13 protein-coding genes and 1 pseudogene are annotated in these 14,739 nt (G+C 65.4%); 3 read left to right on the top strand and 11 right to left on the bottom strand.

Going from position 1 to position 14,739, the window contains the following annotated elements; genetic code table 11:
* Window positions 1-11: 11 nt before the first annotated feature.
* From D3H54_RS09290 to D3H54_RS09255, 8 genes are all read right to left on the bottom strand, one after another.
* The gene (locus D3H54_RS09290) at window positions 12-998 is read right to left on the bottom strand and encodes an IS481 family transposase (protein WP_149378796.1); all 987 of its coding nucleotides are present in this window, start codon (window positions 996-998) and stop codon (window positions 12-14) included.
* Window positions 999-1,085: 87 nt separating this feature from the next.
* Entirely contained in the window at window positions 1,086-2,207 is a 1,122-nt protein-coding gene (locus tag D3H54_RS09285) for a M24 family metallopeptidase (RefSeq protein ID WP_149378795.1), read from the bottom strand.
* Entirely contained in the window at window positions 2,197-3,468 is a 1,272-nt protein-coding gene (locus tag D3H54_RS09280; RefSeq protein WP_149378794.1) for a M24 family metallopeptidase, read from the bottom strand. Before D3H54_RS09280 ends, D3H54_RS09285 begins: the two co-directional genes overlap by 11 nt.
* Window positions 3,465-4,631, bottom strand: coding sequence for an amidohydrolase family protein (locus tag D3H54_RS09275; protein WP_149378793.1), 1,167 nt, complete (start codon window positions 4,629-4,631; stop codon window positions 3,465-3,467). Before D3H54_RS09275 ends, D3H54_RS09280 begins: the two co-directional genes overlap by 4 nt.
* Before the next feature lie 37 nt (window positions 4,632-4,668).
* The gene (locus D3H54_RS09270; RefSeq protein ID WP_149378792.1) at window positions 4,669-5,910 is read right to left on the bottom strand and encodes a cytochrome P450; all 1,242 of its coding nucleotides are present in this window, start codon (window positions 5,908-5,910) and stop codon (window positions 4,669-4,671) included.
* A 3-nt stretch (window positions 5,911-5,913) separates the two neighbouring features.
* Complete coding sequence (locus D3H54_RS09265; protein WP_149378791.1) at window positions 5,914-6,108, bottom strand: ferredoxin; 195 nt, start codon at window positions 6,106-6,108, stop codon at window positions 5,914-5,916.
* 7 nt (window positions 6,109-6,115) lie between these two features.
* A complete protein-coding gene (locus D3H54_RS09260) occupies window positions 6,116-6,784 on the bottom strand; it encodes a TetR/AcrR family transcriptional regulator (protein ID WP_149378790.1) in 669 nt (222 codons plus the stop codon).
* Window positions 6,785-6,830: 46 nt separating this feature from the next.
* Window positions 6,831-7,646: an SDR family NAD(P)-dependent oxidoreductase gene (locus tag D3H54_RS09255; protein ID WP_149378789.1), complete on the bottom strand. Its 816-nt coding sequence runs from the start codon at window positions 7,644-7,646 to the stop codon at window positions 6,831-6,833.
* A 240-nt stretch (window positions 7,647-7,886) separates the two neighbouring features.
* Here D3H54_RS09255 and D3H54_RS09250 point away from each other — a divergent pair, with 240 nt between their 5' ends.
* The 3 genes and pseudogenes from D3H54_RS09250 (at window position 7,887) to D3H54_RS09240 (ending at window position 12,105) form a co-directional block, all read left to right on the top strand.
* Window positions 7,887-9,068, top strand: coding sequence for a cytochrome P450 (locus D3H54_RS09250; RefSeq protein WP_432246539.1), 1,182 nt, complete (start codon window positions 7,887-7,889; stop codon window positions 9,066-9,068).
* Between the two features lie 34 nt (window positions 9,069-9,102).
* Window positions 9,103-9,943 (top strand): annotated as a pseudogene (locus D3H54_RS09245) (mycofactocin-coupled SDR family oxidoreductase).
* Complete coding sequence (locus D3H54_RS09240) at window positions 9,940-12,105, top strand: molybdopterin-containing oxidoreductase family protein (protein WP_149383435.1); 2,166 nt, start codon at window positions 9,940-9,942, stop codon at window positions 12,103-12,105. The pseudogene D3H54_RS09245 and the gene D3H54_RS09240 overlap by 4 nt, the downstream one beginning before the upstream one ends.
* On the opposite strand, the gene D3H54_RS09235 is transcribed toward D3H54_RS09240, so the two are convergent.
* From D3H54_RS09235 to D3H54_RS09225, 3 genes are read right to left on the bottom strand one after another with little or no spacing between them, the layout of a single operon-like run.
* Window positions 12,102-12,932: an alpha/beta fold hydrolase gene (locus tag D3H54_RS09235; RefSeq protein ID WP_149378787.1), complete on the bottom strand. Its 831-nt coding sequence runs from the start codon at window positions 12,930-12,932 to the stop codon at window positions 12,102-12,104. The two genes, D3H54_RS09240 and D3H54_RS09235, sit on opposite strands and share 4 nt — an antisense overlap.
* Window positions 12,929-13,909 carry a cyclase family protein gene (locus D3H54_RS09230; protein ID WP_432246536.1) on the bottom strand — a complete coding sequence of 327 codons (981 nt, stop codon included), beginning with the start codon at window positions 13,907-13,909 and terminating at the stop codon, window positions 12,929-12,931. Before D3H54_RS09230 ends, D3H54_RS09235 begins: the two co-directional genes overlap by 4 nt.
* 13 nt (window positions 13,910-13,922) lie before the next feature.
* Complete coding sequence (locus tag D3H54_RS09225; protein WP_149378785.1) at window positions 13,923-14,735, bottom strand: coniferyl-alcohol dehydrogenase; 813 nt, start codon at window positions 14,733-14,735, stop codon at window positions 13,923-13,925.
* Window positions 14,736-14,739: the final 4 nt, after the last annotated feature.

The following is a 14,739-nucleotide window of genomic DNA, read 5'->3' as shown; positions in this document are numbered from 1 at the left end:
TCCACGCCGGACTAGATGTACTGACCTGAGAGGTTAGGTACGCGGGTGGCGGGTGGTTGGCCGCCGAGTGCGGTGTGGCCGCGATGGTGATTGTAGGTATGCAGCCAGCGAGGGAACTCCGCGCACCGTTCGGCGTCGCTGGTGTAGAGCCGCGCATATGCCCATTCATCGGCAAGGGTTCGGTGGAATCGCTCCACCTTGCCGTTCGTCTGGGGTCGATAGGGTTTGGTTCGACGATGTTCGATCTGCCCGAGTGCATCTCGGAATGAGTGGGATCGGTAACAGGAGCCGTTGTCTGTCAACACTTTCCGTACGGTGAAGCCGCATGCGTTGAACCATTCGTTAGCCCTTTGCCAGAAGTCAGCAGCTGTGTCTTTGCGTTCGTCGATTAGCAGTTCGGAGTAGGCCAGCCGGGAGTGAGCGTCGATGGCGGTGTGCAAGAAGTGATAACCACGCCGCCCGGAACGGTCGCTGCCAGTTCCTATGCTTCTGTCCTTGCGGGAGTGATGATTTCCTGCGCTGCGGCCCAACATGCGCCATCCGCCGCCAGCCGGGATCTTGCCTACCTTCTTGACATCGACATGCACCAGGTCGCCGGGGCTGGCTGACTCCATCCGCCGGATAACTCGCCCGGTGGGCCGGTCCAGCCACCGCAGCTTGGCTAGGCCGTAGCGCCTCAACACGTTGTGGACAGTCGAGACATTCAGTCCCAGCAGATAAGCAATGCGAGCCGGTCCCCAACGTCGAAGTACTCGGACTTTAATGATGCGCCGCTCGGTGCGTGTGGGGGTTTGATTAGGGCTGTGATGTGGGCGTGAGCTGCGGTCGGCCATGCCGGCTTCGCCTAGTTCGCGGTAGCGGCGGGCCCAGCGCGCAGCGGTAGTGACCGCAACCTGGAACCGCTCGGCCGCCCGTCGCAGCGTCCAGCCATCCTCGACAACGCAACGTGCCAGCCGCAGACGACCGGTTTCGGACAAGGGGGCATTACGGTGGACCATGAAGACCTCCGGAGTGAGTTGGTGCGTTCCTTAAGCAGCTCGCACTTCACTCGGAGGTCTTCGTCATGTCACTACGCCACGCCGTACTTAACGTCCGTGGTCAGTACAACTAGACGTCAGTACCTCGCACCCGTCAGCGGTGATCAACACAGCGTCCCGGGTGATGACCGAGCCGACCGACTCCTCCCAGACGTGGGCGGTGATGGCGAGCACCATTCCCGCCTCCAGCAGCTCGGCGTCGGCAGTGGCCCGTAGCTGTGGCGAGACGACTGGCGGGTCGAACCCCAGGCCCAGGCCGTGCGCCACCGGCGTGACCGGCAGTTGCTCACCGGCGTGGGCGTAGGCATCCAACAACGCGCTCGTGGCGTTGCCCGGTCGGCACGCCTCGATCAGGCTGTCCCACAGCGAATCCCGGCGCCGGTAGAGCCCGCGCATAGCATCGGTGGGATCGCCGACCGGGAGCGTGCGGGCCACTTCGGCGACATATCCGTCGGCCAGCACCCCGGCTGACAACACCACCAGGTCACCCTCGCGTATCACCCCGCCCTCGGCGCGGCGCCACGGATTCTCCTTCGACGTCACCCAGGCGGCATCCTGTGTTGCCGGGGTACTCACCCCACCGGCGGCTTCCGCCTCCAACACCGCAGCGGTGATGAATTTCGCGGTGGTACCCGGACCGAGCGCTGTCACACCCGCGGCCAGACCCTCCTCGGCGATCGCCAGCGCGTGACGCAACGCCTGCACTTCTTGGGGAGTCTTGATCCGGCGGGCAGCCTGCATGGCCTGCTCGGCGTCAACCAACTCCGCGTTCGGGAACGCCATCGGCAGCAGCTTCGCGAAAGTCGGCGTCAGGGCGTCGGTTCCCACTCGCCGTGCGGTGGCGGCCCCGTTGATGTTCTTCAGGATCTCGACCAATGTCATGGGATTCCATGCGAACCCATACAGATTCTCGTGCGGGATTTCCTCGGGTATGCCCTCATCCCACGTGCTGTTGAGGTGGATCTCCCCGGTGGCGCGCACGAATTCACAGATCGGTCCGAACGGGCGGGTGCCCACTACCCACAACTGGGGGGCACCGGAGATGTAGCGAACATTGGCCTGACGGCCCAGCACCAGCACGTCCAGGTCGTGGGCCTCCATCTGGGCCAAGGCACGCTCGCGACGGCTTAGCCGCAGAGCCCGGGCATCGGCCTCGATCTCAATTCCCATTGGGCACCTCATACGGGTCGTATGGATAGGAGGTCAGCGGCATCCAGCCACCATCGGTGACGACGACGATCTCCTCGCCCCGATAGCCGCCGGTGCCGTCTTCCCACACCACGGGCTCGAACACCAACAACATGCCGGCCGGAAAGACGAAATTGTCGTCCCACTCCTGGCCGAGATCCGTTCCGATCATCGGCATTTCGGCCGCACTCGTTCCGATCCCATGCCCCAGGTAGAAGTGCGGCAGCCACGGCTTCTCCCCGCCCGCGGCGGCGATTGCCGCGCGCCCGAGGTCACCACAGGTGGCGCCGGCCTTGGTCACCGAGAGCACCCCGTCGACAACCCGGCTCCATTTCTCGAATTGCTGCTGCTGCACCGGTGTCGGTTCCTGACCGACGATCCAGGTGCGCCCATGATCAGAGCAGTAGCCGTGGTAAGCGATGGACACGTCCGTCCACAACACGTCGCCTTGCGCCAGCTCGCGCTCGGTGGTCAACAGCGGCAGGGCAAGATCGCCGGTGGTGGTCCAGGTTCCCTGGGTCGCCTTCGACGTGGGCATGACCTGCCAGATCGAGTCGAACATGTTCGTAGTCGCGCCGAGCTCGAAAGTGCGACGCACGAATTCAGCGGACAGATCGATCTGACGAGCGCCGGGCGCCAGCGACTTCTGAATCTCGGCGACGGCTAGTTCGGTGATCTGACAGGCTCGCCGGATGCAGGCGATCTGGTCGATGGTCTTCACCAGTTTCGCAGCACCGACGGTCGGGGCGGCGTCCACCGGCGGGGTGGGGAACAGCGCGGTGCCGGCTCGTCGCATCGCCCCGGTCAACTCATCGGTCGCCACCGCCGCGCCCGGCGAGACAAGTGTGGCCAGGATAGTCGCGAATTCCGCTACACCTTCGTCGAATTCGAGGTACATGGGCCCATGCAGATGGTCATCGGGCAGGCCGGATTCCACCGCCGCGTCCTCATGGAACGGCAGGAACAGGTGCGGGTACTCGTCGTCGGCCAGGATCACCGCCACCGGCCGCTCCACATGCGACAACCCGGCGTCCGCCAGCGGCCAGCTGATTCCGGTGGCGTACATGACATTGCTGTTGCCCAGAAGCACCAGTGCGTCCACGCCCTGATCGGCCATCGCGGTATGTAGACGGGCGCCGACTTCGCTGCGCATCCTGGCGAAATCGGGCTCCTGCGGAATATCCAGCCACGTATGCCCGGTCCGGGCTATCTGGGTGACGCCGGAATGGGTAGATGTCGTCACTGGACGCCCAGGAAATTCTTGATGTTGGAGCTGCAGATCTTGGCCGCGTTCTCCGGGCCCACTGCCTCGACCACGGTCGCCAAGGACTTCTCCGAGTAACCGAAGGTCGATTCGTTGTGCGGGTAGTCCGACGACCACATCACGTTGTCCACGCCGATCTTGTCGATGAGCTCCAAGCCGAGCGGGTCCACCATGAACGAGGCGCACATGTGGTTGTCCCAGTAGTACCGAGGATCGTGGGACAACTGGTGGTTGAACATGTGCCGGTAGGACGCGAGCATGTGCTGCGCATCCTGCAATGCGGTTGGCACCCAGGCGATTCCGCCTTCGAACCAGCCGACCTTCAGCTTCGGGTGCCGGTCGAGGATTCCGGAGAAGACGTACTTGGCGAACTGTTCGCGGAACGAGTCGACGTTGACCATCATTCCGACGACGACGCTGTTGTTCTCGCACGGCGTCTTCGGCGGCGTCTCTCCGATGTGGTGTGTGACGGGCACGCCGGAGTCTTCGATCTCGTCCCAGACCGCATCCATCGACGCGGCGCCATAGTCGTAGATGTTGCCGTCGTCATCCTTGCCCGGATTGAGCGGCAGCAGAAAAGTCTTGAGTCCGAGAGCCTTCAGCTCTGCGAGGTTCTGGCGGGTGCCCTTCGGATCCCACCAGTTGATCAGGCCGACCCCGTAGAAGTGCCCCTTGGACTGCTCCTGCAGTTCGGCCATCACCTCGTTGTAGACACGGAACACCCGCTCCCGCAACGCCTTGTCCGGGTAGTGGAACAACGCGAGGACGGCGTTGGGGAAGGCCAACTCCTTGTCGATACCGTCCTCAGCGAGTTCGCGGACGCGGGCAGCCATGTCGTTGGTCGACGCCCCGGCCATATCGTCGTACTGCATGAGAACCCGGCCGAAGTCACCGCCGGTCCACGCCTTGCCCTTCATGCCGACCATGTAGGCGCCGTCTTCGTACCAGATCCGGGGCGCCTGACCTTTGAGATCCTCGGGGAACTTCTCGTAGAAGATGTCCTGGGCCACCGAGATGTGGTTGTCGGCCGAGAAAACCTCAGTGCCGGCGGGCAATCCGAAGTCACCCGTGGCATGACCCTGACGGTTCTTGGGCGCGCCGAAACCTTCCGGCGGGTAGAGCGTGGCAGTCAACGTCGACATCGTGGACACTCCAATCGATTAGGGCTGAGGGGGCTTGTCACCAAGTAACGGGTAGCTCGTAAACGCCATAGGCAAGGCGGTCTTCCGCGAACGGCACCTCGTCGAACGGGATCGCCAGCTTCATCTCGGGGATCCGGCGCAACACGGTCGGGAACACGATCTGCATCTCGGCACGGGCCAGTTGCTGGCCGACGCACTGGTGCCGGCCGTAGCCGAAACCCAACTGCTGGCTGGCATCACGGGTCAGGTCGAGCTTGCCGGGGTCGGGGTACATCGCGGGATCCCAGTTCGCCGGGGCGAGATCGAGGATGACACCTTCATTGGCCTTGATGGTCTCGCCGCCGATCTCGATGTCCTCGAGGGCCACCCGACGCTGACCGGTCTGAATGATCGACAGGAAGCGCATCAGTTCCTCGACTGCGTTCGCGATGAACTTCGGGTCGTCGGAATCGCGCAGCAGCGCAGCCTGTTCGGGGTTCACCAGCAGGGCACACAGACCGAGCCCGATCATGTTGGCGGTGGTCTCGTGACCCGCGATCAGCAGGCCGGTACCCAGCTGGGCGGCCTCCTTCACGCTGATCTCGCCCGCGGTGACCCGTTCGGCGAGATCGGAAATGGCGTCCTCGGCGGGCTCTTTCTGCTTCTTCTCCACCAGGTTGATCAGGTACTGGTGCAGGCTCATCGCACCCTTTTGCATGGCGTCGGCGGCGGCGTTGCGGGCCATCCCGGCGTTGGCGTGTTCCTGAAAGAACTCGTGGTCCTCGTAGGGCACGCCGAGCATGTCGCTGATCACCCGCGTGGGTACCGGCAAGGCGAGCTTCTTGATCATGTCGGCGGGCTTGGGCCCGGCCAGTATCTCGTCGATGCACTCGTCGGTGACTTGTTGGATCACCGCACGCAGCGTTTCCACCCGGCGGAAGGTGAACGGCTTGGACAACATGCGCCGGAACCGGGTGTGCTCCTCGGCATCGGAGGTGAAGACCGACCGGGGCCGCTTGTTCACCGTGGCTTCCATGTGCGCATTCCAGTGCGGGAAGCCGGAAATCCGGTCGTCGACGCTGATTCGCGGGTCGGCGAACAGTGCGCGAGCCGCCTCATAGCCGGTCACCACCCACGGGGTGCTGCCGTCCCAGATCCGCACCCGCGACAGCGGCGCGGTCTCGTTCATCTCGAGCAACTGGGGAGGCGGGGCGAACGGGCATCGCGCCGCGCGCTCCATCGGGTACTCCGGTGCGGCGCCTGCCGCCTCGGTCGCCTCAGATGTCAACGTGTCCGACATGCTTCACTCCTCGACGTAGATGGCTTGCGCGGGACAGGCCGCGGCCGCGCGGCGCGCGTTGTCTTCCTGATCGGCGGGCGGGTTGGTTTCGAGCAGCATCACGACACCGTCGGAGTCACGCTGATCGAAGACCTCGGCCGCGTTGAGCACGCATTGGCCGGAGGAAACGCACTTGTCCTGGTCGACGGTGACCTTCATCGTGGTACTAGCCTTGTCGTGTCACGGGGGCCAGCCACAGTCCGACGATCGCGTCGACGAGTCCGGAAGCGGCTGTGCGCCAATTGGTCAGAGGCAGCGGCGAGTCCTCGGCGAGGGCCCGCTCATATTCGGCGCAGGTGTGCATCAACAAGTTGCGCGCCATGATGTTGCGTTCCATCCGCACATGGCCCGGCACATCCGGCAGGCATCGGTTGATGCCCTCCACCACCGTGATCAGAGCGGGCAACGCCAGCGCGTCACGGGTGACGGTCTTCTGGTAAGCCGGGTCGGCCATCACCTGCGCGGCGAACCGGGCATACCAGGTGGGGTTGCCCAACTCGGTCAGGTGATCGGTCAGCGGCAGCACCAGGCATTCGACCCAGTCGCGGAGGCCGATTCCGGTGCCGGGCATCGCGGCGATTCGCTCTTCGCGCAGCTTCTCCACCGGAACGGCGTGCTTGTGTTCGATCGCGCGGACCAGGTCGGTCTTGGTGCCGAAGTGGTAGCCGACGGCCGCATTGTTGCCCTGCCCGGCGGCTTCGCTGACCTGACGGTTGGAGACCGCGAAGACGCCGTGTTCAGCGAAGAGTCGCTCGGCGGCGGTGAGGATCGCCTCACGGGTCAGGCTCGCCCGATCGGTGCGGGTGCTCCCGGAAGGAGTGGTGGCGGTGGTCATCGCACGCCAGTCAACGCCGTGATCGTAATTAAGTCAAGCGATTGATTTAAGAATCGACCGGCTTTTTCTTCTTCGGCACCGGCTTGCCCGCTGCAGTCCCCCCGTCGACCGGCAACACCGTGCCGGTGACGTACGGCGAGCGGTCGCCTGCGAAGTAGAGGATCGCTTCGGCCACATCCTCGGCGGTCCCCTCCCGCTCCAACGGCCGGTCGGCGCGCATGGTCGCGCGAATGCCCGCTTCGAACTTGGCCACCTGCTCGGGATCCATGCCGTGCGCGGACTTCGACACGATGGCCGTCCGAATATGTCCGGGTGCAAGGCAGTTCACCCGGATCTCGTAGTTGGCCAGTTCGATCGCGGCGCACTTGGTGAAGTGGATGACCGCGGCCTTCGACGCGCGATAGGTCATCACACCCCCGCCGGCCTGGATTCCGCCGATGGAGGTCAGGTTGATGATGGAGCCGCCGCGTTCCGTCATGCGCCGGGCGGCATCTCGGGTTCCGGCCATCACGGCTTTGAGGTTGACGGCCAACACCCGCTCGAAGTCGTCGAGGTTGTCGTCCAGGAAACTCCGGTGCATCTTTCCGGAGATCCCGGCGTTGTTCACCATCACGTCGAGGCCGCCGAACGTGTCGGCCGCGGTGTCGATCAGGCGTGTGAGCTGCTCGGTGTCGGAAACATCGGTCGGCAGAAACAGCGCTTTCGCGCCGTGCGCATCGGCCAGTGCTCGCCCCTGCTCGGCGTCGATGTCGCCAAACGCGACGGTGGCGCCCTCGGCCAGAAATCGCTCGACAATCGCGGCGCCGAGGCCCGATGCACCGCCGGTGACCACTGCGATCTTGCCTGCCAATTCGTTGCCCATGACGGCCCAATCCCTCTCGTCGGCACGCCGATCCGGTGCGCGTACGCAGTCAACTCGCTACGCCGGACCGAAGTCAAGCGCGTGCTTTAAATTCGATGTGCGCCGGGTAAGCGAGCGGGATGAGAACGATGTTCTCTCACTTGGTCAGCAAACCTCACGCATTCCGGACATGCCATTGACACCTTTTGAACGGAACTGCAATTGTTGCTCCCACCGATGGCCCATGGGAGGAACAATCCGGTGACAGTCAGTGCCGCTCAGGATCTGCACTACGACCCCTATGACGTCGAGCAGAACATCAACCCGTTTCCGATGTTTGCGCGCCTGCGCGAGGAAGCCCCGCTGTACTACAACCCTGATCTGGACTTCTACGCGCTGAGCCGGTTCGACGATGTCAACAAGGCGGTCATCGACCACGAGACGTTCATCTCCGGCCGGGGTGCATTGCTGGAGATCATCAAATCCGGCATGGAAATTCCGCCCGGCACATTGATTTTCGAGGATCCGCCGATCCACAACATCCACCGCAACCTGCTGTCGCGAGTGTTCACCCCGCGCAAAGTTGCCGCGCTGGAGCCGCAGATCCGTGAGTTCACCACCCGGTGCCTGGATCCGCTGGTCGGTACGGGCCGGTTCGACTTCGTCAACGACCTCGGCGAGCAGATGCCGATGCGGGTGATCGGCATGCTGCTCGGCATCCCGGAGGATCGGCAGCGGGCGATCACCGACCACGGTGAGGCGACTCTGCAGAAGAAGGAAGTCGATCTGCTGGCCACCGGCGAGGTGTTCGCCGAGTTCATCGACTACCGGCGCGATCACCCCTCCGACGACATCATGACCGATCTGCTCAACGCCGAGTTCACCGACGAGACCGGCACGGTGCGGCGGCTGCACCGCGAGGAGCTGCTGCTCTATTTGACGGTGATCGCGACGGCCGGATCCGAGACCACCACCCGGCTGATCGGCTGGGCCGGAAAGACCCTGGCCGAATATCCCGATCAGCGACGTGAGCTGGCCGAGAATCCGGCGCTGATTCCGCAGGCGATCGAGGAGATTCTGCGCTGGGAGCCGCCCGCCCTGCAGATCGCGCGCTACGTCACCCGCGACGTCGAGTACTACGGCCAGACCGTGCCCGCGGGGTCGGCGATGCTGATGCTCGTCGGAGCGGCCAACCGCGACAACCGGCGGTTCGCCCCGAATGGGGATGTATTCGACATTCATCGTGAGCTCAAGTCGCACATGACGTTTGGCGCCGGCACGCATTTCTGCATGGGCAATGCTCTGGCCCGGATGGAGGGCCGGATCGCGCTCGAAGAGATCCTCAAGCGCTTCCCCACATGGGACGTCGACTGGTCGGGCGCGCAGAAGTCTCAGACCACCGCGGTCCGGGGCTGGGACGCCATGCCGACGATCGTCCCCTGACATCCATCACCTACGACACGAGGACTGAAAAATCATGGCAGGACGGGTAGAAGGCAAAGTCGCGTTCGTCACCGGCGCGGCGCGCGGGCAGGGTCGCGCGCACGCGGTGCGGCTGGCATCCGAGGGCGCCGACATCATCGCGGTGGACATCTGCAAGAAGATCGACACCGTCGACCTGATCGCCGCGTCCACACCGGAAGATCTGGCCGAGACCGCAGACCTGGTCAAGGGCCACAACCGGCAGATCTACACCGCCGAGGTCGACGTCCGCGACTACGACGCGCTCAAGAACGCGGTCGACGCGGGCGTCGATGCCCTGGGCCGCCTCGACATCATCGTGGCCAACGCCGGCATCGGCAACGGCGGCCAGACGCTGGACAAGACCAGCGAGACCGACTGGACCGCGATGATCGACATCAACCTCGGCGGCGTGTGGAAGACGGTGAAAGCCGGTGTGCCGCACATCCTCGAAGGCGGCCGTGGCGGCTCGATCATCCTGACCAGCTCGGTCGGCGGACTCAAGGCCTACCCGCACACACGGGCACTACGTCGCCGCCAAACACGGTGTGGTCGGCCTGATGCGGACGTTCGCCGTCGAGCTGGGCGCGCAGAACATCCGGGTCAACTCCGTACACCCGACGAACGTGAACACGCCGCTGTTCATGAACGAGGGCACGATGCGGCTGTTCCGTCCCGATCTGGAGAACCCGGGTCCGGAGGACATGAAGGTGGTCGGGCAGCTGATGCACACGCTGCCGATCGGCTGGGTCGAACCCGAAGACATCGCCAATGCAGTGCTATTCCTGGCATCCGACGAAGCCCGATACATCACCGGCGTCACCCTGCCCGTCGACGGCGGCAGTTGCTTGAAATAACCCCCACACCGCCGCAGACCGTCCACACGTTCTGCCGGTACTGCCTTGCCTCGTGCGGTGTCGAGGTCACCGTCGAGGCGGGGCGAGTGGTGAAAATCTCTGCGGACAAGCAGAATCCGCACAGTTGGGCGGACTTCTGCGCCAAGGGCCGCACCGCCGCCCAGCTGGTGGAACATCCGCGCCGCATCACCCGCCCGATGCGGCGGGTGGGCGACCGCTACGTCGAGGCGACGTGGGACGAGGCCGTCGCCGACATCTCCGCGCGGATGTCGGCGATCATCTCCGCCGGCGGTCCCGACGCGGTGGCTACCTACACCGGCAATCCGTCCGGCTTCTCGTCGTCGAACCTGCTGTTCATGACCGGCTGGTTGGACGCCATCGGCAGCCAGAACCGCTACTACGTCGGCTCGGTCGATCAGAACGCTCTGCACGTCGTGGCGCAGGCCATGTACGGATCGCAGTTGTTCGTCCCGGTCTCCGATATCGACAATTGCGACTTCTTCCTTCTGGTGGGCACCAATCCCGCTGTCAGCGCCTGGAATTGGGTGGAGACGGTGCCGGGCGGCTGGAAACGGGCGCTGGCCCGGCAACGACAGGGCGCCAGGATCGTGGTGGTCGACCCGGTCCGCACCGAGAGTGCCGAGAAGGCCGACACTCATCTGGCCGTCCGCCCCGGCCAGGACTGGGCGCTGCTGCTCGCCATGGTGAAGGTGATCCTCGACGAGGGCCGCGAGCACCGCGACGACTGCCGCGACCTCGCCGGCGGGATGGCCGCATTACGCGCGCTGGCCGCCGACGCCGACCTCGACGACCTGGCAGCGCGCTGCGGCATTCCCCGCACCGACATCGAGACGCTGGCACGCGATTTCGCCGGCGCACCCGGTGCCATGGCGATCACCCGCACCGGGGTCTCGCTGCATCTGGCCGGGACCATCGGAGAGTGGCTGGGGCATGTCCTCAACGTCATCACCGGACGGATGGACCGGCCGGGTGGGCGACGGTTCGAGCGTGGTTACGTCGATGCGTTGACGCTGGCGGCGTTCGCCAAGCCGGTGGATCATCTCAGCCGGGTGCAGGGTCGGCCCATGGTGGCCGGTCATCACGGACTCGACGAATTGCCCGGCGAGATAACCACTCCCGGGCCAGGGCAGATCCGAGCGATGGTGATCAACGCGGGCAACCCCGTCGTCTCCGGGCCCGATGGCGCACGCCTGGATGCCGCGCTGGGTCAGCTCGATCTGTTGGTCGTGATCGACTTCCTGCAGCGCGAAAGCCACCGCCACGCGCATTGGCTGCTTCCCGCGGCGCACTGGCTGGAACGAGACGATCTGCTGGCGCTCACCAGCGGCCTGCACGACGAGCCCTACGTCCAGTACGGGCGGCGGGCGGTCGACCCGCCGGATGATGCTCGCGAGGAGTGGCGGTTCTTCCTCGATCTCACGCTGGCGATGAAGCGGCCGTTCCTCGGGATCCGGGGTCTCAATGCGTTCGTCCGGGCGACGCGTGCACTGGCCAGGGTCGGCCGCAAGCCGTCGTGCGCGTTCGGGCCGCACTGGATCGACCGGATGATCATCGCGTCGAGTCGTGGGATCAGCTGGCGCGCCGTGATGGCGCATCCGCACGGTTGGGTGTTCGGCACGCGCGAATTCGGGCATCTGCGAAAGGCGTTGCGCACCGACGACAAGAAGATCCACGTGGCGCCCGCGGAGTTCGTGGACCGGGCCCGCGAGCTGCTCGCGGAACCGCATCCCGTGGCGCCGGCCGGGCGTCCGTTCCAGCTGGCGAACAGCCGGCGCCGGCACTCGATGAACTCGTGGCTCAACGACATTCCGGGCCTGCACCCGTCGGGCAAGGACAACCATGCGGTGATCAACTCCCACGATGCGGCCGCGCTCGGGATCGCCGACGGGGATCGGGTCAGGGTGTTCTCCGACATCGGTGCGATCGAGCTCACCGCCGTGGTCAGCGACAGGCCCCGGCCCGGCGTCGTGATCGTCGACCACGGCTGGGGCTCGCGGGTGTTCGACCCACGCGGCGGTGCCGAGCCGGTGTCGTTCGGCGTCAACCGCAACCTGCTCGTCGCGGGCTCCCCTGTCGATCCGCTGTCGCAGACACCGGCATTGAGTTCGGCGTACGTGGGGATCGAGCGGGTCGGGCCCTAGCGACTCGAGGCCTCGGCGAAGAACCCCAGCAGCAGCTCGGCGAGCGCGTCGGGCTGCTCGATCTGAGGGCAGTGCCCGGCGCCAGCGATGACCGCCGCACGTCCCTGCGTGATCTGCCCGGCGATCTCGGCGGCCCACCCCGAGGGCAGCAGCTTGTCACCGGCCCCCTCCACCACCAGCACGGGCACGCGGATGCGCTCGTAGGCTCGCTTACTGGAGGGGCTCGGCGGGACATCGAGGCCCGGGCGACGAAACCTCGCTGCCGCCAACGACTCCCAGGCCCCGGGCGCGACACTCGACTCGTAGCGCCGCCGCACGTACTCATCGTCGGCAGGGTACGCCGCATCGAGGAACAACGCCTCGACGATCGCCCGCATCGCCTCGAAGGTGGCGTCATAGTCATAGAGGGCGGTGGTGTGCCGGTTCTTCTGAATCTCGCCGCCGCCACAGATCGTGACCGCACTGCGCACCGGCAGCACCGGCGATCCCGAGGTCATGTCCACCAACAGGTTGATGGCACCCATCGAGTTGCCGACGAAGTGGGCTGAGTCGATGCCCAGCAGGGCGCAGAACCGGGCGATGTGCCGGATGCGCATGCCCCGGCCGTCGGTGAAGTCGACGACCTTCGCCGATTCGCCGAAGCCCAGCATGTCCGGAGCCAATACCCGATAGCGCCGGGAAAGTTCGGGAATCACTCTTTCCCAGCCGATTTCGGCACTCACCCCGAACTCGCCCCCGTGCAGGAGTACGACGGGATCACCCTCCCCCGCCTCGAGGAAATGTGTCGCCAGGCCGTCGACGACGAGGGTCCGATGCTGATAGCTCACTTGATCGCGATCGGGTTGACCGGCGAGCCGACACCACCGGTGACAGACAGCGGCGGTGCGACGAGCTGGAATTCATAGCGACCGTCGGCCGCGCAATCGGCGGCCAGTTCGGTGAGATTCCAGTACTCGCCCAGCATCAAACCCATATCCCGCAGGCACAACATGTGCATCGGCAGGATGGTGCCGTCGACGCCCGACACCGGGTTCTCCACCATCAGATTGTCGGCCGCCACCGCGGCGACCTGATGGTCGTGTAGCCACGACGCGCAGGTCCAATCCAATCCCGCACCGGGCTCCCGACCGTCGCGGGTCTCCACAAAGCGCGCCCACCAGCCTGTTCGGATCAGCACGATGTCACCCGGTTCGATGCTGACACCCTGCCTGCGGGCCGCCTCGTCGAGTTCGGCCGGCGTGATCGGCTCACCGAGTTCGCAAAACGTCGGTACCCCGCGCAGCTTCACGATGTCCAGCAGCACACCGCGGGAGGTGATGCCCTTGCCGACGACCTTGTCGATGCCCAGGTAGTACGCGCCGAGACTGGTCACCGAGTCCGCGGGAAAACCGTTGTACAGCTTGTCTTCGTAGTACACGTGCGACAGCGCATCCCACTGCGTGGCAGCCTGCAGCGGCATGATGATCATGTCGTCGTTGAATCGCATCGGCCCGGCCGTGGAGTACCCGCTCAGCTGCACGGCCGCCGGGTTTCTCAGCCACGTGGGTCCGTACTCCAGCAGCGTGTTGGCGTCGCCGCCGTCGATCGTCATCACATGGGTGGGGTTCTGCCGATACTGGAACGCCCCCTGCGGGCCGGACGAACCGAAGTCGACGCCGAGCGGAAACACCTTGCCGTGCTGGACCGTTGCGGCTGCCTGAGCGACCTTCTCGGGGGTGATGAAGTTCAGTGTGCCGAGCTCGTCGTCGTCGCCCCACCGTCCCCAGTTACGGACATCGTCGGCAACCCGACGGAAATCGCTCATACTGTGCACCTGGTCATCCCTTCTTGTAGTCGGCGGCGTGCCGCGCCGCGATGTTGCCGCCGTCGGCCCAGATGACCTGACCGGTGATGTAGCCGGCGGCCCGGCTGCCGAGAAACGCCAGCACCGCCGCCTGCTCGGTCGGGTTCGACACCCGGCCCAGGGGCTTAGGGATGTCGTCGAGTCGTCCCTGCCCGTAAGCAGAGCGAAGCTGGTCGAGGATCGGGGTGTCGGTGACACCCGGTCCGCTGCAATTGATCCGGATGCCCTTGGCGCCCAGCGGCACGGCAGTGGTGACCGCGTAACCGATGATCGCCTCCTTGGACAGCCGGTAACCGCCGTCGGCCAGCGCGTCGGGGTTGTCGTGGCACCATTCGATACCCTCGGCCATCGATCCCGTCGCCAGTAAGCCGGCCGCCTGCGGCAGGTTCTCACGGTAGTTCGCGGCGGCCAACGAGGACACGCAAACGATCGACGCGCCGGGCTGCAGCTGCGGCAGCATCGCCTCGGTGAGGTGCCGGGTGCCCAGGAAGTTGATCGTCACGACCAGTACGGGGTTACCAATCCCCGAGGACACCCCGGCCACGTTGAACAGCGCGTCGACGGGACCGCCGACCGCGTTCACCGCCCGGTCGATCGAAACGGGGTCGGCCAGATCGATCTCGACGAAGTCGTCGACCCCGCTCGACGGCCGGCGCACATCGAGGCCGACCACCTCGGCACCCAGTGCGGTCAGCTGATCGCACAGCTGCGCGCCGATTCCCGACGCGCAGCCGGTGACGACCACCCGGCGGCCGTCGTACCGCAGCAGATCGTCGATCGTGGACACGGGG

This window comes from Mycobacterium sp. ELW1, from assembly GCF_008329905.1.
Classification (GTDB): domain Bacteria; phylum Actinomycetota; class Actinomycetes; order Mycobacteriales; family Mycobacteriaceae; genus Mycobacterium.
This window is presented reverse-complemented; position numbering and strand designations above follow the sequence as displayed.

Coding starts and splice junctions, on each gene's coding strand:
- D3H54_RS09265 (WP_149378791.1), bottom strand. CDS start 6,108: ATGAAGGTCACCGTCGACCAGGACAAGTGCGTTTCCTCCGGCCAATGC.
- D3H54_RS09285 (WP_149378795.1), bottom strand. CDS start 2,207: ATGGGAATTGAGATCGAGGCCGATGCCCGGGCTCTGCGGCTAAGCCGT.
- D3H54_RS09275 (WP_149378793.1), bottom strand. CDS start 4,631: ATGTCGACGTTGACTGCCACGCTCTACCCGCCGGAAGGTTTCGGCGCG.
- D3H54_RS09270 (WP_149378792.1), bottom strand. CDS start 5,910: ATGTCGGACACGTTGACATCTGAGGCGACCGAGGCGGCAGGCGCCGCA.
- D3H54_RS09230 (WP_432246536.1), bottom strand. CDS start 13,909: ATGAGCGATTTCCGTCGGGTTGCCGACGATGTCCGTAACTGGGGACGG.
- D3H54_RS09260 (WP_149378790.1), bottom strand. CDS start 6,784: ATGACCACCGCCACCACTCCTTCCGGGAGCACCCGCACCGATCGGGCG.
- D3H54_RS09290 (WP_149378796.1), bottom strand. CDS start 998: ATGGTCCACCGTAATGCCCCCTTGTCCGAAACCGGTCGTCTGCGGCTG.
- D3H54_RS09255 (WP_149378789.1), bottom strand. CDS start 7,646: ATGGGCAACGAATTGGCAGGCAAGATCGCAGTGGTCACCGGCGGTGCA.